This window comes from Streptomyces hygroscopicus subsp. hygroscopicus (genome assembly GCF_001553455.1).
Taxonomy (GTDB): domain Bacteria; phylum Actinomycetota; class Actinomycetes; order Streptomycetales; family Streptomycetaceae; genus Streptomyces; species Streptomyces hygroscopicus.
Genome location: NZ_BBOX01000193.1, coordinates 13,142 through 32,969, shown reverse-complemented (window position 1 = coordinate 32,969; position 19,828 = coordinate 13,142). Strand labels below are relative to the sequence as shown.

The window sequence follows — 19,828 nt, the reverse complement described above, 5'->3', positions numbered from 1 at the left end:
GCACCGGTGCGCACCGCGTGCGCTCGGCGGAGGAAACCGCCTCGCGGATGGGCGCGTTCGCCCGCGGTACCCGCTCCGGCCGCGCCGCCACCCGAGACTCCGCCCCTCACCACGAAGAAGGGAACCGCCAGGCATGAACGACCATCTCACCAATGAGCTCGGCTGGATGCTCGACGAGGTCGTCAAGATGCCGGAGGCACGGCACGCGATCCTGCTCTCCGCGGACGGGATGCTACGGGCGCACTCCGAGGGCATCGCCCGTGACGAGGCCGAGCGCCAGGCCGCCGCGCTCTCCGGGCTCCAGTCGATCAGCCGTTCCACCTCCGAGTTCTGCGATCCGCACGAGACGCCCTGGCAGCAGACGCTGGTCGAGTTCGTTGGCGGGTACGTCTTCCTGATCGCCGCCGGACCCGGCGCGTACCTGGCCGTCTCGGCCACCGAGGCCGTGGACATGGAGGCGGTCAGCTACCGGATGCAGAAGCTGGTGGACCGGCTCGGCAAGGAGCTCACCAGCCCGCCGCGGCAGGGCATCCCGCGGCATGGAATCGGCAGTCCCGCATGAGTCCGGGTCGGCGCGAACGAGGACTGGTACGGCCGTACGTCGTCACCGACGGCCGCGCCTACCCGACCCGCAACACCTTCGACCTGGTGACCCTGGTCATGGCCCACCCCGACCGGCCGCTCACCGGGCTCAGCCCCGAGAAGCGGCGGGTCATGGAGCTGTGTCTCGGCGGCGCGCTCTCGGTCGCCGAGGTCGCCGGGTATCTGGAGCTGCCCGTCAGCGTCACCAAGGTCCTGCTCGGTGACCTGGTGGACAGCGGGCACATCTCCGCGCGGTCCCCGATCCCCGCCGCCGAACTCCCCGACACCCAGCTCCTCCAGGAGGTGCTGGATGGGCTCCGCGCTCGCCTCTGACCGCGCGGTCTACCTGCCCGGCACGGTGCGGGTGGCGGCGAAGATCCTCGTCGTCGGCCACTTCGCCGTGGGCAAGACCACCTTCGTGGGCTCGCTGTCCGAAATCCGGCCGCTGCGCACCGAGGAGACGATGACGCAGGCCGGCGCGCTCGTCGACGACCTCCGGGGCACCGAGGACAAGACGACCACCACCGTCGCCATGGACTTCGGCCGGCTCACCCTCAGCGAGTCGCTGGTGCTGTACCTGTTCGGGGCGCCGGGGCAGCGGCGCTTCACCCGGCTGTGGCGGGACATGACCCACGGGGCGCTGGGCGCGCTCGTCCTCGCCGACACCCGGCGGCTGGAGCAGTCCTTCCCGGTGATGGCCGTCCTGGAGGAGCACGGACTGCCGTACGCCGTCGCCGTCAACCACTTCCAGGGCGCTCCCCGCTTCGCCGAGTCCGAGGTCCGGGAGGCCCTCGACCTGCTGCCGGAGACGCCCTTGGTGACCTGCGACGCCCGGGACCGGACCTCCTCCACCCAGGCGCTGATCGCGCTCGTGCAGCATCTGCAGTCCCGTCAGGCCCGTATCTCCCAGGAGCAAGCGTGACCTACCGCCCAGACGCCGAGGCCGCCACCGGAACCGTCCCGCCGCCGGGCTGCCCGGCGCACGCCGGCGGACCGGCCTTCGGCCCCGGCGGCAGCGGGGCCCGGGTGCCTATGTACGGCGCCGACTTCGCCGCCGACCCGCACGCGTACTACGCGCGGATGCGGGCGTCGGGGCCGGTCTCGCCGGTGGAACTCGCCCCGGGCGTGGACGCCTGGCTGGTCACCAGCTACTCCCTGGCGCTGGACGTGCTGCGGGACACCGACCGGTTCGCCAAGGACCCCCGCAACTGGGCCGCCCTCAACGACGGCCGGGTCCCCGCGGACAGCCCGGTGCTGGGCATGATGATGTACCGGCCCAACGCGCTGTTCAGCGACGGCGAGGCGCACGCCCGCTACCGCGGCGCGATCAACGACAGCCACAGCCGTATCGATCCGCACGCGCTGAGCGAGTACGTGGAGCGCAGTGCGGAGACCGTCATCGACGCCTTCGCGGAGCGCGGTGAGGCCGATCTGCTGAGCGAGTACGCGGCGATCATCCCGCTGCTGGTGTTCAACCAGCTCTTCGGCTCCGCGCCCGAGCGGGGCAGCGAACTGGTCCGGTTCATGGGGATCCTGTTCGACGCCACCAGCCGGGAGGCGGCCCGGGCCAACGAGGACATGCTGCGCTACCTGGCGGACCTCATCGCGGCCAAGCGCCGGCAGCCCGGCGCGGACGTCACCTCCTGGCTGATCGCGCATCCGGCCGAGCTGACCGACGAGGAGCTGGTGCAGCAGATCGCCCTGCTGCTGGCGACCGGCACCGAGGCCCAGATGAACCTGATCTCCAACGCGCTGCTCCTGCTGCTGTCGGACGACCGGTTCGCCGGTGAGCTGTCCGGAGGCAGCCTGCCGGTCCAGGACGCCCTGGACGAGGTGTTGTGGACCAACCCGCCGCTGGCCAACTTCGGCACCCGGTTCGCCCGGTACGACCTCCGGCTCGGGGGCGTCCAGGTGCGCGCGGGCGAACCGGTCCTCACCAGTTACGCGGCGGCCAACAACGACCCCGCACTGGCCGGGACGGGCCGTACCGGCAACCGTTCCCACCTCGCCTGGAGCGTGGGCGCGCACCGCTGCCCGGCGGACGGCACCGCCCGGGTCATCGCCTCCGTCGCCATCGAAAAGCTCCTCGACCGCCTCCCCGACATGGAACTCGCCGTCCCCGCCGAGCAGCTGACCTGGCGGCCGGGCCCCTTCCACCGGGCCCTGACGGCCCTGCCGGTCCGCTTCCCGGTCCTGGCCAGGCCCGCCCCCGGGCCCGCCGCACAGCTCCCTACCGCAGCAGTGTCCGCGCCACCCCAGCCAGACGAGCCCCAGGGAGAGAACCGATGGTCCACCAGTCCCGTCCCCTTGTCCTCGACCCCTCCGGCCGGGACGTCCACGGCGAAGTCGCCCGCATCCGGGAGCAAGGCCCGGCGGCGCGCGTGGAACTCCCTGGGGGAGTGGTGGCGTGGGCAATAAGCAGCCAGCATCTGCTGAAGAAGCTGCTGACCGACCCGCGCGTCTCCAAGGACCCCAACCAGCACTGGCCCACCTGGATCAACGGTGAGATCCCAGCCGACTGGCCCCTGATCAGCTGGGTCGGGGTGCGCAACATGTTCACGGCCTACGGCACCGACCACCGCAGGCTGCGCACTCTGGTCGCCAAGGCGTTCACCGCCCGGCGCACCGCCGCCCTGCGGCCGCGCGTCGAGCGGATCTGCGCCGAGCTCCTGGACCGGCTGGCCGCCACCCCGCCCGGGGAGACGGCCGATCTGCGCGACGGCTACGCGTACCCGCTCCCGCTCCAGGTGATCTGTGAGCTGTTCGGGCTCGAGGACGAGGCGCTGCGGCAGCGGATGAGCCGGTTCGCCGACAGCGCCTTCCACACCTCCGCCGGCTCCGAGGAGGTCACCGCCACCTTCGAGGAGATGTTCGCGATCATGGACGAGCTGGTGGCGTCCAAGCGCGAGCGCCCCGGTGACGACCTGACCAGCGGGCTGATCGCGGTGCGCGACGAGAACGACTCGGCGCTCAGTGAACGGGAGCTGTGCGACACCCTCGCCCTGATGCTCACCGCCGGCCATGAGACCACCGTCAACCTCCTGGGCAACGCCATCCACGCCCTGCTCACCCGCCCCGGGCAGCTCGAACTCGTCACCACCGGCCGGGCCCCGTGGGACGACGTGATCGAGGAGACACTGCGGCACTCCGCCCCCGTCGCCCACGTTCCGCTGCGCTACGCCGTCGAGGACATCGCCCTCGAGGACGGGGTGGTGCTGCGCCAGGGCGACGCGATCCTGGCCGGCTACGCGGCCGCCGGACGCGACCCCGAGGTCCATGGGAAGGACGCCGACGTCTTCGACGTCACCCGGGAGCCCAAGAGCCACCTCTCCTTCGGGCACGGGGTCCATCTGTGCGTCGGCGCCCCCCTGGCCCGGCTGGAGGCCGCCATCGCCCTCCCGGCGCTCTTCGACCGCTTCCCCGGGCTCTCGCTCGCGGTCGGGCCGGACGAGCTGACGCCGGTGGACTCCTTCATTTCCAACGGCTACCGCAGCCTGCCGGTGCGGCTGTCCTGATCGGCCCCGGGCCGCTCGCCCGCCCGCCCGGTTTCCCCGGGGTGGGCGGGGGCCGGGGCTACCCCTTACGATCCTCTGCGTGTCCAAACTGACCGACCTCCCGAAACGGATCCTGATCGGGCGGGCCCTGCGCAGCGACAAGCTGGGGGAGACCCTCCTCCCCAAGCGCATCGCGCTCCCCGTCTTCGCCTCCGACCCCCTGTCCTCCGTCGCATACGCGCCGGGACAGGTGATGATCGTCCTGTCCGTGGCGGGTGCGTCGGCCTACCACTACAGCCCGTGGATCACGGTTGCCATCGTCGTGCTGATGTTCACGGTGGTCGCGTCCTACCGCCAGAACGTCCACGCGTACCCGAGCGGCGGTGGCGACTACGAGGTCGCCACCACCAACCTCGGCCCCAAGGCGGGTCTGACGGTCGCCAGCGCCCTGCTGGTCGACTACGTCCTCACGGTCGCCGTGTCGATCTCCTCCGGGGTGGAGAACCTCGGCTCCGCCGTCCCCTTCATCGTCGAGAACAAGACACTGTGCGCGGTCGGGATCATCCTGCTGCTGACGCTCATGAACCTGCGGGGCGTGCGGGAGTCCGGCAAGCTCTTCGCGATCCCCACCTACGTCTTCGTCAGCGGCGTCTTCCTGATGATCCTCTGGGGCGCCTACCGCGGGCTGGTCCTGGGCGATCACATGAAGGCCCCCACCGCGGGCTACCAGGTCCACGCCGAGCAGGGCGGGCTGGCCGGCTTCGCGCTGATCTTCCTGCTGCTGCGCGCGTTCTCCGACGGCTGCGCCGCCCTGACCGGCGTCGAGGCGATCAGCAACGGCGTGCCCGCCTTCCGCAAGCCCAAGAGCCGGAACGCGGCGACGACGCTGGCGCTGATGGGCGGCCTCGCCGTGGCCATGTTCATCGGCATCATCACGCTGGCCCTGACCACCGACGTCAAGATGGCCGAGAACCCCGCCCGCGACCTGCTGAAGGACGGCGCCCCGCTGGGCGCCGACTACACCCAGAACCCGGTGATCTCGCAGGTCGCGGCGGCGGTCTTCGGCGACGGCTCGTTCCTCTTCGTGGTGCTGGCCGCGGCCACCGCGCTGGTGCTGTTCCTGGCCGCCAACACCGCGTACAACGGCTTCCCGCTGCTCGGCTCGATCCTCGCCCAGGACCGTTACCTGCCCCGGCAGTTGCACACCCGGGGCGACCGTCTCGCCTTCTCCAACGGCATCGTGCTGCTCGCCTCGGCCGCCGCCGTCCTGGTCTACCTCTACGGCGCCGACTCCACCCGGCTGATCCAGCTCTACATCGTCGGAGTCTTCGTCTCCTTCACCCTCAGCCAGACCGGCATGGTGCGGCACTGGAACCGCCATCTGGCCACCGAGCGGGACCCGAACGTGCGCCGCCGCATGGTCCGCTCCCGCGCGATCAACGCCTTCGGCGCCTTCTTCACCGGTCTGGTGCTGGTCGTGGTGCTGCTGACGAAGTTCACTCACGGCGCCTGGGTCGCCCTGCTCGGCATGGTCATCTTCTACGTCACCATGACGGCCATCAGGCGCCACTACGACGGCGTCTCCGAGGAACTCGCGGCGGCCACCGAGCAGCCCGACGAGGAGGAGGTGCGCCCCTCCCGGGTGCACTCCATCGTCCTGGTCTCCAAGGTCCACAAGCCGACGCTGCGCGCCCTGGCCTACGCCAAGCTGATGCGTTCCCACCGGCTGGAGGCGCTGAGCATCAACGTCGACCCGGCCGAGACCAAGGCGCTCCAGGCGGCGTGGCACGAGCGCGGCATAGACGTCCCGCTCAAGATCCTCGACTCGCCCTACCGCGAGATCACCCGGCCGGTCATCGACTACGTCAAGAGCCTGCGCCGGGAGAGTCCGCGCGATGTGGTCTCCGTCTTCATCCCCGAGTACGTGGTCGGCCACTGGTACGAGCACCTGCTGCACAACCAGAGCGCGCTGCGGCTCAAGGGCCGGCTGCTGTTCACCCCGGGGGTCATGGTGACCTCCGTGCCGTGGCAGCTGGACTCCTCGGAGCTAGCCCGGAAGCGGGCGCGCAAGCGGGCCGAGTGGAACGCCCCGGGGTCGGTGCGGCGCGGTCCGGTGATCCCGGCCAAGCGGGAGAAGGGCGAGAAGGGACCGAAGGGCGAGAAGCCGGACGTCACCTCACAGGTTCCGGGGCGGTAGGCCCCCGGGCCGGGCACCGTTCCCTCCGGCCGAGCCCCCGGGCAGGCCGGGGCCGGGCCTCCGGCCCTGTCCTTGGCCGGGCGCTGTCCTCCGGGCGGGCGCCGTTCTCCGGCTGGACACTGTCCTCCGGCCGGGCGCCGTCCTCCGGCTGGGCGTTGCCCTCCGGCTGGGCGCTGCCCTCCGGGCGGGCGCTGCCCTCCGGCCGGACACTGTCCTCTGGCTGGGCGCTGTCCTCCGGGCGGGCGCCGTCCTTCGCCGGGCGCCGGTCCCCGCCCTCCCGCCGCCGTGACGGGGCGGGGTCCGGCGCGACGTAGACTGGTGGGCTGTTGTCCCACCACGCCCCCTCACCCCTTCTGGAGCCTGAACCCGCCATGCAAAGTGAACCCAGGGCATCGCTGGTCGGCGAGGAGTACGAGGTCGAGGTCGGCCCGGTGGCACACGGCGGCCACTGCATCGCCCGGACCGCGGAGGGCCAGGTGCTGTTCGTCCGGCACGCGCTGCCCGGCGAGCGGGTCGTCGCCCGGGTGACCGAGGGCGAGGAGCGGGCGCGCTTCCTGCGCGCCGACGCGGTGCGGGTGCTGGACGCCTCCAAGGACCGGGTGGCGGCGCCGTGCCCCTTCGCAGGCCCCGGCAAATGCGGCGGCTGCGACTGGCAGCACGTCGCCCCCGGCGCCCAGCGCCGGCTGAAGGCCGAGGTGATCGCCGAGCAGCTGGGCCGGCTCGCGGGGCTCACCCCGGAGGAGGCCGGCTGGGACGGCACGGTCGAGCCCGCGCCCGGCGACAAGGTGGCCCGCGGCGAGGTCCCGGCCTGGCGGACCCGGGTGAGTTACGCGGTGGACGAGCAGGGCCGGCCCGGACTGCGCCGCCACCGCTCGCACGAGGTCGAGCCGGTCGACCACTGCCTGATCGCGGCCCCCGGCGTCAGCGAACTCGGCGTCGAGAAGCGCGAATGGCCCCAGATCGCCACCGTGGAGGCCATCGCCGCCACCGGCTCCTCCGACCGGCAGGTCGTCCTCACCCCGCGCCCCGGCGGCCGGCTGCCGCTGGTCGAGCTGGACCGGCCGGTCTCGGTGCTGCGGATCGGGGAGTCGCGCGGCCGGGAGCGCACCAGGACCGTCCACCGCGTCCACGGCCGCCCCTTCGTCCGCGAGCGCGCGGCGGGCCGCACCTGGCGGGTCGGCGAGGGCGGCTTCTGGCAGGTCCACCCCAAGGCGGCGGACGTCCTCGTCGAGGCCGTCATGCAGGGGCTGATGCCCCGCAAGGGCCAGACGGCCCTCGACCTGTACTGCGGCGTCGGTCTCTTCGCGGGCGCGATCGCCGAGCGGGTGGGGGAGCGCGGCGCGGTGCTGGGCATCGAGTCGAACAAGCGCGCGGTCGAGGACGCCCGCCACAACCTCCAGGACCTGGAGCGGGTCCGCATTGAGCACGGCAAGGTCGAACAGGTGCTGCCGCGCACCGGCATCACCGAGGCCGACCTGATCGTGCTGGACCCGCCCCGCGCGGGCGCGGGCAAGGAGACGGTGACCCGGCTCGCCGCCCTGGGCGCCCGCCGTATCGCCTACGTCGCCTGCGATCCGGCGGCACTCGCCCGCGACCTGAGGTACTTCCGCGAGGCGGGCTACACCCCGCGCCGGGTGCGCGCCTTCGACCTCTTCCCGGTCACCCACCACGTGGAGTGCGTGGCGGTGCTAGAGCCTGCCACAAAAGGCGCCTGACCTGCGATTTTCCTAGGCTGCTCAGGTGTGGCAATGGTGGGATCGACCCATTTTCGGGAGCGCATGACGCGGATCCTGTCAAGCTGTGCGGCCTCGTGACTGATGCCACGGGGCCGCACGGGGGGCGCGAGGCCCCTCTTCATTTCCTTGTCAGAAGCCGGCGCCCGGGCCGTCCGTGTCCAGTTCCAGGTCCACGCTGTACAACGGACCGTCCTCGATCCCCAGGGCGCGCATCAGCTCGTTGGTCGGAATCCTGTACCTGCCTCCGACGCGCAGGACGGGGCAGGGGAACTCGTTGTTGCGGATCAGCCGGTAGGCGGTCGTCGAGCCGATCCCGAGAGCTCGGGCCGCCGTCCGCAGGTCCACTGCGACAGGCAGGTCGAACATCTCGGTGAAACTGAGTCGGCCCACTGCCGGGTCCTTCATCCTCGCCTCCTCGCAGGACGGACCGGCCGGGTGCTCACGCGGCGCCCGGACCGCCGCTTCTCCCGGGGGCCGTGGCGCGTCGAACGGTCCCTCGTCCTGCCGTCGGTGTCTGCGAAGGCACCACTGCGCATATGCTCCGGGCGCACCCGGAAACGCAGCGGTGTGCGCAGCCCGTCCGGGCCGTCCGGGCGGTCGACCCGCACGTCTAGGCCCTCCTCTGCCATAGCGTCCGCCTCCCCGTCGGACGCGGTGCGCGCGCGATCCTCGGCGATGCGCTCGACCTGGGCAGAGGGGAGGTCCCGCAAGCCATCGCGGGCGAAGCGCCACGCCCTGGTGCGCGCTGCGTGGATCAGGGAGGAGTCGTTGAGGCGGCTCGCGGCCTCCGGGGCCGCCAGCTCCTCCAGGAGAGCCAGGACCATCTCGGCCTCCACGTCCGACCGATCGGCACGCAGGCGCGTGCAGACGCGGTGGACCGTCCTGGTCAACCGGGGCAGGGCCAGCCAGATCACCAGGAGCTTCCCGGTGCCGTGTGGAGCGAGGTCACTCAGCGCGGTGCTGAGTACCTCCTTCCAGACTGCGGCGGCGAACTGCGGGTCGGAGCCTGGCCCGTACAAGGCATCGTGCATCTCGGCAGCGGTCAGCCGGACCGGCTCCGCCCCCTCGGTGTCCGTAGGAATGGTCACGAGGACCGCGTCACCGACCCGGGGGTCGTCGAAGTACCGCCTCACCGAGGCGAACATACTGCTGGATGGTGGATACATCAGGAAATATCCTCTCTCTGAGCTGAAGGTGCCGAAGGTGTTGGAGATGTCGGGGTGCTGGACGGGCTGAAGTGCTGCGAGGTGGTCACATCGCCCCAAATGCGAATGGAGCGGGAAGCAGTCCCAGACGCCTCACTTCGATGCGTACGTATGCGGTGTTGGTTTTGTCGGCCGGGAATCGCCGCCTTCGACCACGAGCGTGTGACAGGTGCGGAAAGGCCGCGAGCTCGCCGGTCGGAGTAGTGCAGAGGGGCGCCGAGGTGGGTGGGTGCCCGCCCGGGACGGGCACCCACGAGCTGTGGAGATCAGGCGGTGTCGGAGGGGGAGGCGTCCGGCGCTTCGGTGCGCGGGATCGCCGACGTGGTGTCCTCGGTCCGGTTGGCCGCCCGCCGGCGGCGGCTCGGCGGCCAGTCGGGGGACTGGCGCAGACGGCTCGCCCGACGCTTTCGCTGACGGTTGTTCATAGTGCCTGCGTTTCCTTCCTGATAGGTCGATATGACTACGCCGCCGTATCGCGCTTCTGCGAGCGGCTGGTGCCATCGTGCCCGGGGACGGGACGAGGCCGCGGAGCGGAAACTGAGGGAAAACTGAGACCCGGGGCGTGAAGGAGCAAGCGTGTGTGAAGCGGCACACCGCAGCGCACAAAAGTAGGGGGCGCCGTCGAGGGGCCGGATCACTGCTTTCGGTGCGGAGAAGGGAAAGGCGATGAAGGGGCACGTGCTGGGCCCGGTCAGAGTCGAAGGGGACGGCGGCGGAAGGGTCTTCGGAGACTCGAAGGCAGCTGGACTGTTCGCGCTTCTGGTGACATCACCGGGCTGCCGATGCACCAGGAAGGAAATCGCCGAAGTCCTCTGGGATGGCGACGAGAACGCGGGCGGCCGGGTGGACCGCGTCGTCTCCGACCTGCGGAAACAACTGGGCCGGGAGGTCGTGCCCCATGGCGGCAGGTCGGGCTACTGCACACTCCGCGTGCCGGAGGGCGGCGTCGACCTGCTCCGCTTCCGCGACGGGGTGGCGAGGGCCGCGGGGCTGAGCCATCCGGAGCGGTTCGAGCAACTCGGTGTGGCCCTGGAGGAGTGGGACGGTGACGAACCCCTGCGCGGGCTGACCGAGAGCGGTCTCCATCTGCGCCGGGAGGCGCTGCGGGCGGAGTTGATGGCCGCCGTGTACGCCCGGCTGGATGCCGCCTGGAGGTCCAGGCAGGAGAAATGGCTCCGCGAGGAGACGGAGAAATGGTTCGAGCGCGCACCCGAACTGCCTCAGATCTTCCGGTTCTACCTGCTCGCCCACGACGACCTGCCCGAGCGCCGACGTGAACGGCTCATCAAAGGGTGGACGAAGCGCAACGGAAAGCCGGACGCCGACTTGCAGAGCGCCATCGATCAGGTCCGGGGAGTCGCCCACCGGCCGGGCGGGACGCTCCTGCCGCCCGTACCTGACCAGTTGCCCGGCAGCAGACGCAGACCGGTGGGGCAGGACGAGCTGATTCGCAGCCTCGTTGAGGCCGTGTGCGAGGAACAGGACGCCGGCAACCTGGCGTTGGTCCTCATCAGCGGCATGGCGGGTGTCGGGAAGAGCACGGTGGCCCACCACCTCGCCCGTCGGCTTCGGGAACGGTTCCCCGACGGGGTGCTCTACGCCGGACTGAACGGGTTCGCCGACGGAGACGTGCGGCCAGCCGAACCCGACGAGGTCCTGGACGGGTTCCTGGCCGCGCTGCCGCCCTACACCGCGGTGACCGGGCCGGAGAGCAAGAGCAATGCGCTGAGGTCGGCACTGGCTCACCGTTCGGTACTCATCGTCCTCGACGATGCGCTCAACGCCCAGCAGGTGCTGCCGCTGCTCCCTGGCGACGGCACCTGCGCCGTGATCATCACCAGCCGCAATGATCTCTTGCGCCTGCAGTCCGAGAGAAAGGTGCTATTCCGCAAGATGGAGCCGCTGCAAGAGGCGGACGCCCTGGAGGTGCTCCAGGAGAAGGTGTCGGCCGAGGACCGGGCGAAGTACGCCCAGGCCTTCAGCGATCTGGTCCGCCTCTGCGGCCAGCTGCCGTTGGCCCTCGCCGTGGTGGCTCGGCTCCTGGAAGGCGGTGCGCGTCCGCTGCGAACCACTCCCGCCCTGGCGCGGGAGATGAAGGAGGAGCGGGCGAAGCTGGACACCCTGCATCTGCCGGAGCACGAACTGTCCGTCCGTGCCGCGCTGAACTGCTCCGTACGCGTGCTTGGTGAGGAGGCCCGGCTGCTGCTGTGGCAGCTCGCCGTCCACCCCGGGCCCAGCGCCTCCTGGGAGGCGGTGATGGACCTCGGGAGGGCAGTGGGCGAAGGGACGCGCACCGACCGTGCCTTGACGGAGCTCGTGGCGGCGAACCTGGTGGAGCTCCGGGGCGACCGCTATGGGCTGCACGACCTGGTGCGGGCCTTCGCCCGCCAGCACGTGCAGCCGGGGTCGGAGAGCGAGACGGCGTACCTCGAGCGGGCGACCGTACGGCAGGTGCTCGAACACCAGTTGCACAACGTCCGCGCCTGCGACAGGGTGCTCGACCACGAACGCACCCTGCCCATCGGCGAGCCCGACGGGGTCACGGTCACCGACCCCGCAGAACCGGGACAGGCGATGGCGTTCCTGGACGAGGAGTACGCCGCCGTCCAGCGAGGCATCCGATTAGCCATAGGCCAGGGCATCGAACGGTACGAATGGCTGCTTTCGATGGCTCTGGTCACCTATCAGTGGCGCCGCCGCTTCCTCGACGACGCGCTGAAGAACCTTCGGTACGCCGCCGACGCAGCGGAATCCGCCGCCGCCCCGGTCGATTGCGCCATGGTCTACCGGATGCTGGCAGGGACACAGTGGCGGCTCGGCAAGTACGACGCGGCCGTGGGCCACCTGCGCCGGGCCGTCCGGCTCAGCGAGGAGGACCACAGCGAGGCAGGCCGGCTGAGTCTGGCCCGGTCGCTGCACCGGCTCGGGATCACCCTACGCAAGCAGGGCGACCGGACGGGGGCGGAGGAAGCGCTGTGCCAGGCACTGGAGTTGTGCCGGGAGGTATCCGACTCGGTCGGGGAGGCGGCCACTCTGAACGCCCTCGGCGCGCTCCACCACGACCAGGGCGATCATGAGAGGGCGCTCCGCCGGTGCGCCGACGCCCTGTGTGTGGTGGAGCGCACGGTGGAGCGCAGTGGCCTGGCCGACGTGCTGTTCACTCTGGCCAAGGTGCACTTGACGCGCTCCGAGCGGGACGAGGCCGTCTCCCTGTACCGACGGGCCTGCGACATCTACCGCGAACAGGAGAACTGGCCGAACGAGGACAAGGCACGGCTGCTCTTCGCGGACGTCCTGGTGTCCGTCGGCAATTCCGAAGAGGCGGTACGGGAGCTGGAGAGAGTCATCGTGCTGCGAGAGCTGATGGGCGGCAAAGGCGTACGGGAGGTCCGGGAGCTGCTGGAAAGGCTGAGGTGACCCGCCCGCCTGGCGACTGCCGGGTCACCGTCACAGCTGGGGCGGATGTGTTCGGTAGTACTCGGTCGGGTCGGGGCGCAGCCGTTTCGACGGCCGCCGTGAGCCCAGCCGGGGCAGGTACGGGCGGAGCCGGTCGAACACGACGCGGACATCCGCCGGGCGCTCCTCCGCCTCCCACCGGACCATCCACAGCGCGAGGGAGGCGAACTCCGGGGGGAGCTTGGCGAGCAGGTCGGCCGGCAGTACCGGGCCACCCGGTTCCGCCCGCTCCTCCAGTCCGCCGTAGGGCAGCCGCATGACGGTCATCTCCAGCAGAATGCAGCCGAGCCCGAAGATGTCCGCCTGCCGCGTCAAACCTGGAGTGCACGCGTCGGATTGCTCGGGGGAGGCCCAGCCACGCGTGCCGCGCTCGCAGGATGTCTTCACGCCGGCTGTGATCGCGTGGCCCATGTCGATGAGACGGAGACGGCCGTTTGGTTGCACGATGACGTTCTCGGGTTTGAGATCGCAGTGCACCAGATTCCGGTCGTGCACTTCCCGCAGAATTTCGCACAGCTGGCCGATGACGGACGCGACAGTCCCGGGATGCCTGACGGGCCGGGCCGCCAACAGGACATTCTGAAGTTGGCGTCCCTCGACGAATTCCATGACCAGGCATCGACGCCCTCGGTGCGTCCCGGTGGCGATGATCTCGGGAATCGCCTGAATTCCTGTAAGCATTTTCATGCGGGAGCCCTCTTTGAGAAGCTCCCTACCGGCCCAGGAGAAGTCGCTCTCTGGGCCGAGATCCCGGGGCTTCTGAAGCTTCAATGCCACCCTCTCCCCGCTCCTGCGGTCACGGCCCAGGAAAAGGTCGCCCTGACCGCCGTCACCGAACATGTCCAGTACTTCATAACGCTTCTCCACATTGCCGATTTCCTCGATCTCCCTCATGGTCATCCTTCTTTCCTCCGTACGGAAATGGAGCAGGAGATGTCACAGCCATGGCTGCCCCCCGACGGGGTGACCCGCACCTCCGAAGTCATCACGGTATCCACCGGAATGTTCAAGGGAGGAGAATTCCGGTGCCCCGCCGCCGACGCCCTCAAGACCCGCGGCTATCACACCGCCGACCCCGTACCGCGCCGCCGCGAGCGGTTGGAGCACTTCGCCCTCGGCCCCTTCATGGCTGCCTGCGACGCCCGCTTCCGGCCCGGCAGCCCGCCCCGGACGCGTACCGCGCCCCCGCACGACGGCCTGAGGACCTGGACGGACCATGGCGTGAAGATGTACGAGGCAGCCTTCCCCACCGACCCGGAACGCCCCCTGAACGAGGTCCCCGAGCCGTGGACGTACCGCTACCGGCCGTCCGGCCCCGACCCGCGGAACGCCCGGGAGTACCGCTTCACCGTGTGGGGCCGCTGCCTGGCCTCCGCCGATGGTGCCTACCGTGAACTCCGTCTGCCCGTGCACCGCCTGAACCGGGACCTGCCGCCCGACGGATTCACCGCCGCCGTTGCCCTGGTGCTGGCCGAGGGCACCTCCGGGCCGCCGCCGGAGCACGTACGGATCGTGGAGTTCGCGCTGTTCGATGGCCGTACGCGGGAGCTCTTTGCCGGTAGCCGGGAGCAGGCGCTCGCCCGGTACCGCGAGTATGGCCCCGACGCCCTGGCCGGCGTACTGGACGGACGGGAATACCGCCCCGGGTCCGCCTGCGGCGGATGCCCCTACCTTTCGGTCTGTCCGGCCCTGCGCGCGGCGCCCGGACTGTTGGGCATCGAGGCGCCGGACCGGCCCCGCCGCACCTGGTCGGTGACCAACGGACGCAACTACCGGGCTTGCCCGGCCCGCGACCACATGCGCCGACTGCACCTGCCCACGGCGGACTCCGTCGAGCGCGAGGTGACGGCCGAGCGCGGCCGGGCCCTGCACGCCTACCTCGCCGACCGGCATGGCCACGGATCGCCACGACCGTGCACGGTCGAGGTCCCCGAGGAGTGGGTGCCGGACGGGTTCGACCTGCCCGACCACGAACGCACACTCGGCGCCCTCCTGTTGCGGCGGCACGCCGCGGTCTGCCCGCTGCGATGCGTCGGGGATGGGACGGACGTGCGGACCGAACCCCGGGTGGTGCGGCACGACACCGCTGCCGACGTGGTGGTGATCGCCGCACCTGACCTGCTTTACCGGGACGCCGACTCATGGGTATGGCGCGAGACCAAAACCTCCGCCACCGACCGGCGGTCCAACCGCCCCCGGCTGGAGCTCTACCCCCAACTGGCCCTGGCGGTCGTGCTGATCGCCCGCGGTGACCTGGGCGGCGCTCCGTCCCGTGCTCGGGTCGAGCTGGAGGTGCTGCGCCCCGGCGGTGCCGACCTGCAGATCATCGACCCCTTCGCCTCCGCCAACCGGACCGCGGCGGAGGGAGTCCTGCGGGCGATGGTGGCCGACTGGCACGGGGACGACCGCTACGCGGCCGTGCCCGGACGCTCCTGCGAGCGGTGCGAAGTGGCCCGCTGGTGCTCGGCGTCGCCCGCCACCGAGGCCGCGGCATGAGGGTGGGGGCGGCTCGCCGGGCCGGCCGGCCGGACACCGGGGAGGCGTCCGAGTGCGTGGGCAGCGAACTCTTCCAAGAGCTCGCCCGCATGGTGGCGGCCCTCGCCGAGATCCAGGGACTCCGCTCGTTCGCTTTGCCCTATCCCAGCCTCGCCCAGCGTGCGCTGGACCGCACGGTAATGCACTGCCTTGACGTCGGGGAGACACCGCCGAGGAGCCTTCCGGAACTGTGGGAGTGGTGCAGGACCAGGCCGGCCGGCGATCCGCTCTTCGCGGTTCCCGTCTCCCTGGTCACCCCGGGCACGACGCTGGTGCACCGGGTTGGCCGAATGCCGACCCGTTCGTGCCTCGAAATCGCCTCGTACGGGCCGGACGGGGGTGTGGCGGCGCACGCCCGCGCGCTTCTGGACGACCTGGAAGCGCGGTGTGGAAGGGGCGAGCACTACCGGCAGTGCCGGAGGTTCCTGGCCCGCCGCCCCGTGGTCCACCAGCGGGACCGCTTCGGGCTCGGCTGGAACAAGGCCGTCTGGAGCCGGGTCAAGGACCTCTACGGGCCGCTGCCCGAATCCCTGCTTGTCGACGACGTCTTCCTGCTGTGCCCCTCATGCGGGCTCCCCGCGCTGCCCCGGGACGGGGCAGTGCCCGTACCCGGGCCGTCCGACACCGACGCGGAGATCTGGTGCGAGGGGGAGGAATGCCCGCGCGACGACCCTCTGGAACTGATCCGCGAGCCGGACCACGCGTGGATTCTGCGGCGTTCGCTGCGGACGTTCCTCGCACTACCGCACCGGACCGAAGAGGCTGCCCGGGACGCACTGGATCGCGCCGGGATCGACCACGAGGCCCTGTCGGGGCCTCTGTCCGCCTACCGGTTGAGGGGCACCGGTCCCGGAATCGTGGACATCCAGGTGTACGACCGCCTGCAGCCGGCGCTTCTTGCCGCACATCTCACCGACAGCGCGCCCCTCGCGGACCGCACCCTCGTCGTGGTCCCGGACGGGCTCGCCGGGCGGGACGGCTACCGGGAGGCCTTCACCGACGCCCTTCCCGCACTCCTGCGGGACCGGCTGGTGCTCACCACGCCCGTGGACCTCGTGCCCGACCTGGGACGGGCCCGGAAAGAGGAGAAGGACGATGCGTAGCATCACCCCGCCGCTGACCGACGTACTCCGCGCACTCAAGGCGTTCCTGGGGCCGTCCGTCCCGCAGCCTGCCCTGGAAGCCCTGTGCCAGGTGGAACTCGGTCTGTACCTCCAGCAGAAGCTGATGCCGGGCACCCCCGCGGGCAGTGCCTGGGTACTGTTCAGCGGATACGGGTTCGCCGAGGCATACGGAGCACCGCTGCCGCCGGACACCACGCGGACGCTGCGTGTCGCCCGGTATTCGCTGTGGACACTGCGCAGGGGCCGTACCTGGCGCGAGGCGCTGGAGAGCTACCAGCTGTTCGACCCGAGGGTGCGAGGCTACGACGTACCGGACACCGAGTCGCCCGCCACCCGCCGGGAACTCTCCGTCGCCGGCGACCGCTTTCCCGTCTACGAGCAACTGCTGCGTGTCGCCCCGCCGCTCGCGGGCCAACCCATGCCGGTCGCGGGCCAGGGATCGTACGCCTTCCCCGTCAGCCGCACCCTGGCTGTCGTCGACCTGCCGCGCGTTCCCTACACCCCCCTTGTCGCCCACGACATGGACCTGGAACCGGCCGGCGGCGGAGAGCCCCTGGCCTTCACCAGGAAGAGTCTGGAGCGCACCGCGGCGGAGATGGACGCCACGCACGCCCGCGTCGGCGAGGGAAGGCCGCCGTGCTGGCTGGAGCGGCTGCGGGCCTTCGACCTGTCCACCAAGGAGAACGGCACGTTTCACAAGGTCGGCAAGGATGAGGACTTCACGTTCACGATCGACGGGATCCAGCATTTGCTCGGCATCGTCGGCGCGGGCAAGAGCACGCTGCGCGACATCGTCGCCGTCCATCTCGCCAAACTCGGCAAGCGCACCACCATCGTGGTCACCGACGTCGCGGAGGTGCTGAAGCTGGTCCGGCTCTACAATCTTTACACCGACGGCGCCGCACCCGTGCTCGGGTCCTCCGGCCGGGAGCGGCACGCCCAGCGGCTGCACCGTCGGCTGGCAGGCCGAGGCGAGCACCGGCTGCTCGCCCACGACGACCCCGCCTTCGCCTACCTCGGGACCTCCTGCGTGCTCAACGTCAGGCGGCGGGGCGCCACTTCGTCCACCGAGCCGCTCGCCTTCGGCGAGGCGCCCTGCTCCCGGCTCCGGCCACCGTCGGACCCGCGGCGCGACAAAGGCGGTGGACGGGCCTCCGAATGGCAGAAGAGGGTGACGAGCTGCCCGTACTGGTCCGCCTGCCCCCGGCACCATGGAGCCCGCACTCTGGTCGGCGCACTGATCTGGGTGGCCACGCCGGCCGGACTGATCGATGCCTCGCCGCCCCGCCCTCAGAACGGCGAGCGCATCCGCTACCTCGAACTCGCCTGCCGCCGCAGCGACCTCGTGATCATCGACGAGGCCGACCGCGTGCAGATGCAACTCGACCAGACATTCGCACCCGCCGTTGTCCTCGCCAGCGACGAGGACAAGGGCCTCATCGACCAGCTGAGCCGGCACAAGATCCGGGAACTCGCTGCGAGCGGGCGCACCCAGCTCTCCGAACGGGACGTGGAGACCTTCGCCGCCGCCCTCAACACCGCCGCAGCGGCCACTGACCGGCTGTACGCGATGCTCGTCGCCGGGTACGAGCTGCGTGAATGGGTGCGGACGGGCTACTTCAGCGGGTGGACGCTCCAGCTCGGACTGCTCGACGAACGCTACGAACTCCCCGGCGACAGCGGTCCGGAACACCGGAACCATGCCCCCAGGCAGGCCCTCGGCAAGCTTCTCGACGCCTTCCGCGACAACCCCTTCGGCGACCGCCGCCGGAGGACGGAGGAGGACTTCAGCCGGCTGACCGCCCTCCTCAACGAACTGCTTCATACCGGCAACCCGGAGAACACCCGCCGCCATCTGACCGAAGTCATGGACGAGGTTTTCCATATCGACCCGCAGTACATGGCCACCCGGAAGCAGGAGTACCAGGAGAAGTACGACGAGTGGCAGCGCGAGGAGGGGGAACGGCAGAAGAAGCGCGGGAGCCGCCGGAAGCCCGGACCACCGCCACAGACCCCCGAGCAGTGGCGGCAGAAGCTCGCCGAACGCTTCGAGTTCACGCTGCTGCTCAGCGCCCTGGAACCCCCGCTCGCCATGATCAACGCAATGTGGCCCCGCGTCGAGGCCGCCCTGAGCCTGGGCTACAACACGATGTACCGTCGGCCGCTCGACTACGGCCCGATGGTGCCGGAGGCTCCGATGGGCAACGTACTCGGCTTCCAGTTCAGGGTCCCAGGCGAGGACGAGGGCGGAGTCCGCAGCGGCGAGCTGACCTTCTTCCGTTGCAGCGGCGTCGGACGTGAGCTGCTGCGCGCCATGCCTCACCTCGCCTCCGTCGACGGCAGGCCCGGCGCCCATCTGCTGCTCATGTCCGGCAGCAGCTGGGCGGGCGCGTCCAGCCGCTACCACGTCTGCGTGCCGGTCGGTGTCGTCATCGAGCCGTCGGCCGAGGTGACCGAACGCATCGCGGACGAGAGCCTGATGCGCTTCGAGTTCATCGACGACGGCGACGAGAAGCTGCGCCTGTCGGGAACCCACCCGGACGACCGCCCCGAAAAGCTGCGCCGCATCGCCACCCACCTCGGCGCGGGAGAGTACGACGCCCTCGAGGGAGGCCCACTGGAGCGCGAGTTGCTCTCCCTTCCTCCTGGGCGAGACCAGATCCTCCTGCTGGTCGGCAGCTACACCGAGGCGCGCATTGTGGCCGACACCCTGCACAACCTCAACTCCCGCTGGCGCGACAGCGTGCTGTGCCTGGTCTCGGACGATGAGGAGATCGCCCCGGAGGACGAGGCGCCGTCCGCCTACCGCGCCCGGTCACTGCGCCGGGGCGACGTCGAGCACCTGAAGGACCTCGGTGCGGACATCCTCGTGGCGCCTCTGCTGGCCGTGGAGCGGGGCCACAACATCCTCAACGATGACGACGAAGCGGCCATCGGCACGGTCTACTTCCTGGCACGGCCCAATCCGCACCCCGAGGACCTGTCCCTGGCCGTCCACGCCGTCAACGACTGGATCGTCCGCGCCGTCACCGGCGGTGACTTCGACATCTGGGTACGGGGACAGGCCACGATCGAGGAAGGTGCCGACGAGGTCCGCCGCATCGCCCGTTCGCGCTGGTACCAGGTGCTCGCCCGCTCGATGGCGTGGAGCCGCCTCGACGAAGGGGCGCGGGAGCAGGTCACTTGGGACATCCTGGTCCTGATGTGGCAGGTGATCGGGCGGCTGGTGCGCGGCGGCGTACCGGCCCGGGTGGTCTTCGTCGACGCCGCCTTCGCCCCGAACCGCGGAGTCGTACCACCGCGAACCGACACCCCCGCCTCCAGCTTGCTGCACAGCATGCTCGACGTGCTGGACCCGTACTTCGACGGCAGCACGAAGAGCGCGGAGGAGCAGTTCATCGCCCGCGCCCTGTACGAACCGCTCCGGCGCATGCTCACCCGTCTGCTCGTCCCTGCACCCGCCCATCCGTAAGCGCCGAACTTCAGTTTCCAGGAGGCA

The 19,828-nt window shown here is 70.7% G+C and carries 15 protein-coding genes and 1 pseudogene; 12 read left to right on the top strand and 4 right to left on the bottom strand.

The genetic code is table 11. The features are described from left to right. The 8 genes and pseudogenes from AXW62_RS47165 to AXW62_RS20600 all read left to right on the top strand — a co-directional run. Window positions 1-137, top strand: a pseudogene (locus AXW62_RS47165) (ATP-binding protein); the annotation flags it as partial. Next, window positions 134-562 (top strand): roadblock/LC7 domain-containing protein, encoded by a 429-nt coding sequence (locus AXW62_RS20630; RefSeq protein ID WP_060945838.1) that lies wholly within the window; start codon window positions 134-136, stop codon window positions 560-562. The pseudogene AXW62_RS47165 and the gene AXW62_RS20630, both read left to right, overlap by 4 nt. Then, window positions 559-915, top strand: coding sequence for a DUF742 domain-containing protein (locus AXW62_RS20625; protein WP_030834332.1), 357 nt, complete (start codon window positions 559-561; stop codon window positions 913-915). Before AXW62_RS20630 ends, AXW62_RS20625 begins: the two co-directional genes overlap by 4 nt. Further along, a complete protein-coding gene (locus tag AXW62_RS20620; RefSeq protein WP_060945837.1) occupies window positions 893-1,504 on the top strand; it encodes a GTP-binding protein in 612 nt (203 codons plus the stop codon). The genes AXW62_RS20625 and AXW62_RS20620 overlap by 23 nt, the downstream gene beginning before the upstream one ends. A 110-nt stretch (window positions 1,505-1,614) precedes the next feature. Then, entirely contained in the window at window positions 1,615-3,000 is a 1,386-nt protein-coding gene (locus AXW62_RS45935) for a cytochrome P450 (protein ID WP_252368668.1), read from the top strand. After that, entirely contained in the window at window positions 2,982-4,097 is a 1,116-nt protein-coding gene (locus tag AXW62_RS20610; RefSeq protein ID WP_252368667.1) for a cytochrome P450 family protein, read from the top strand. Before AXW62_RS45935 ends, AXW62_RS20610 begins: the two co-directional genes overlap by 19 nt. A gap of 79 nt (window positions 4,098-4,176) precedes the next feature. Beyond that, window positions 4,177-6,273 carry an APC family permease gene (locus tag AXW62_RS20605; RefSeq protein ID WP_060945835.1) on the top strand — a complete coding sequence of 699 codons (2,097 nt, stop codon included), beginning with the start codon at window positions 4,177-4,179 and terminating at the stop codon, window positions 6,271-6,273. 371 nt (window positions 6,274-6,644) lie between these two features. Next, window positions 6,645-7,988 (top strand): class I SAM-dependent RNA methyltransferase, encoded by a 1,344-nt coding sequence (locus AXW62_RS20600; protein ID WP_060945834.1) that lies wholly within the window; start codon window positions 6,645-6,647, stop codon window positions 7,986-7,988. Window positions 7,989-8,138: 150 nt separating this feature from the next. Here AXW62_RS20600 and AXW62_RS20595 read toward each other — a convergent pair whose 3' ends face one another. The 3 genes from AXW62_RS20595 to AXW62_RS44045 form a co-directional block, all read right to left on the bottom strand. Beyond that, window positions 8,139-8,414: a helix-turn-helix domain-containing protein gene (locus AXW62_RS20595; RefSeq protein WP_060945833.1), complete on the bottom strand. Its 276-nt coding sequence runs from the start codon at window positions 8,412-8,414 to the stop codon at window positions 8,139-8,141. After that, window positions 8,411-9,175, bottom strand: coding sequence for a hypothetical protein (locus AXW62_RS20590; RefSeq protein ID WP_159060930.1), 765 nt, complete (start codon window positions 9,173-9,175; stop codon window positions 8,411-8,413). Before AXW62_RS20590 ends, AXW62_RS20595 begins: the two co-directional genes overlap by 4 nt. 305 nt (window positions 9,176-9,480) lie before the next feature. Further along, the gene (locus tag AXW62_RS44045; protein ID WP_159060929.1) at window positions 9,481-9,639 is read right to left on the bottom strand and encodes a hypothetical protein; all 159 of its coding nucleotides are present in this window, start codon (window positions 9,637-9,639) and stop codon (window positions 9,481-9,483) included. Window positions 9,640-9,880: 241 nt separating this feature from the next. Between AXW62_RS44045 and AXW62_RS20585 the strand changes: the two genes are divergently transcribed. Further along, window positions 9,881-12,631: an AfsR/SARP family transcriptional regulator gene (locus AXW62_RS20585; protein WP_060945831.1), complete on the top strand. Its 2,751-nt coding sequence runs from the start codon at window positions 9,881-9,883 to the stop codon at window positions 12,629-12,631. Window positions 12,632-12,661: 30 nt separating this feature from the next. Here AXW62_RS20585 and AXW62_RS20580 read toward each other — a convergent pair whose 3' ends face one another. Further along, window positions 12,662-13,564: a serine/threonine protein kinase gene (locus tag AXW62_RS20580; RefSeq protein WP_159060928.1), complete on the bottom strand. Its 903-nt coding sequence runs from the start codon at window positions 13,562-13,564 to the stop codon at window positions 12,662-12,664. Window positions 13,565-13,603: 39 nt separating this feature from the next. Between AXW62_RS20580 and AXW62_RS20575 the strand changes: the two genes are divergently transcribed. Genes AXW62_RS20575 through AXW62_RS20565 form a run of 3 tightly spaced genes read left to right on the top strand, consistent with a single transcriptional unit; the run spans window position 13,604 to window position 19,801 of the window. Then, complete coding sequence (locus AXW62_RS20575) at window positions 13,604-15,166, top strand: PD-(D/E)XK nuclease family protein (RefSeq protein WP_060945841.1); 1,563 nt, start codon at window positions 13,604-13,606, stop codon at window positions 15,164-15,166. A gap of 56 nt (window positions 15,167-15,222) precedes the next feature. Further along, window positions 15,223-16,308 carry a pPIWI_RE_Y domain-containing protein gene (locus AXW62_RS20570; RefSeq protein WP_159060927.1) on the top strand — a complete coding sequence of 362 codons (1,086 nt, stop codon included), beginning with the start codon at window positions 15,223-15,225 and terminating at the stop codon, window positions 16,306-16,308. Continuing rightward, on the top strand, window positions 16,301-19,801 hold the full coding sequence (locus tag AXW62_RS20565; RefSeq protein WP_060945828.1) for a pPIWI_RE_Z domain-containing protein: 3,501 nt from the start codon (window positions 16,301-16,303) through the stop codon (window positions 19,799-19,801). The genes AXW62_RS20570 and AXW62_RS20565 overlap by 8 nt, the downstream gene beginning before the upstream one ends. Window positions 19,802-19,828: the final 27 nt, after the last annotated feature.

Coding starts and splice junctions, on each gene's coding strand:
- AXW62_RS45935 (WP_252368668.1), top strand. CDS start 1,615: ATGTACGGCGCCGACTTCGCCGCCGACCCGCACGCGTACTACGCGCGG.
- AXW62_RS20625 (WP_030834332.1), top strand. CDS start 559: ATGAGTCCGGGTCGGCGCGAACGAGGACTGGTACGGCCGTACGTCGTC.
- AXW62_RS20590 (WP_159060930.1), bottom strand. CDS start 9,175: ATGTATCCACCATCCAGCAGTATGTTCGCCTCGGTGAGGCGGTACTTC.
- AXW62_RS44045 (WP_159060929.1), bottom strand. CDS start 9,639: ATGAACAACCGTCAGCGAAAGCGTCGGGCGAGCCGTCTGCGCCAGTCC.
- AXW62_RS20585 (WP_060945831.1), top strand. CDS start 9,881: ATGAAGGGGCACGTGCTGGGCCCGGTCAGAGTCGAAGGGGACGGCGGC.
- AXW62_RS20580 (WP_159060928.1), bottom strand. CDS start 13,564: ATGAGGGAGATCGAGGAAATCGGCAATGTGGAGAAGCGTTATGAAGTA.
- AXW62_RS20595 (WP_060945833.1), bottom strand. CDS start 8,414: ATGAAGGACCCGGCAGTGGGCCGACTCAGTTTCACCGAGATGTTCGAC.
- AXW62_RS20565 (WP_060945828.1), top strand. CDS start 16,301: ATGCGTAGCATCACCCCGCCGCTGACCGACGTACTCCGCGCACTCAAG.
- AXW62_RS20600 (WP_060945834.1), top strand. CDS start 6,645: ATGCAAAGTGAACCCAGGGCATCGCTGGTCGGCGAGGAGTACGAGGTC.
- AXW62_RS20630 (WP_060945838.1), top strand. CDS start 134: ATGAACGACCATCTCACCAATGAGCTCGGCTGGATGCTCGACGAGGTC.
- AXW62_RS20575 (WP_060945841.1), top strand. CDS start 13,604: ATGTCACAGCCATGGCTGCCCCCCGACGGGGTGACCCGCACCTCCGAA.
- AXW62_RS20620 (WP_060945837.1), top strand. CDS start 893: ATGGGCTCCGCGCTCGCCTCTGACCGCGCGGTCTACCTGCCCGGCACG.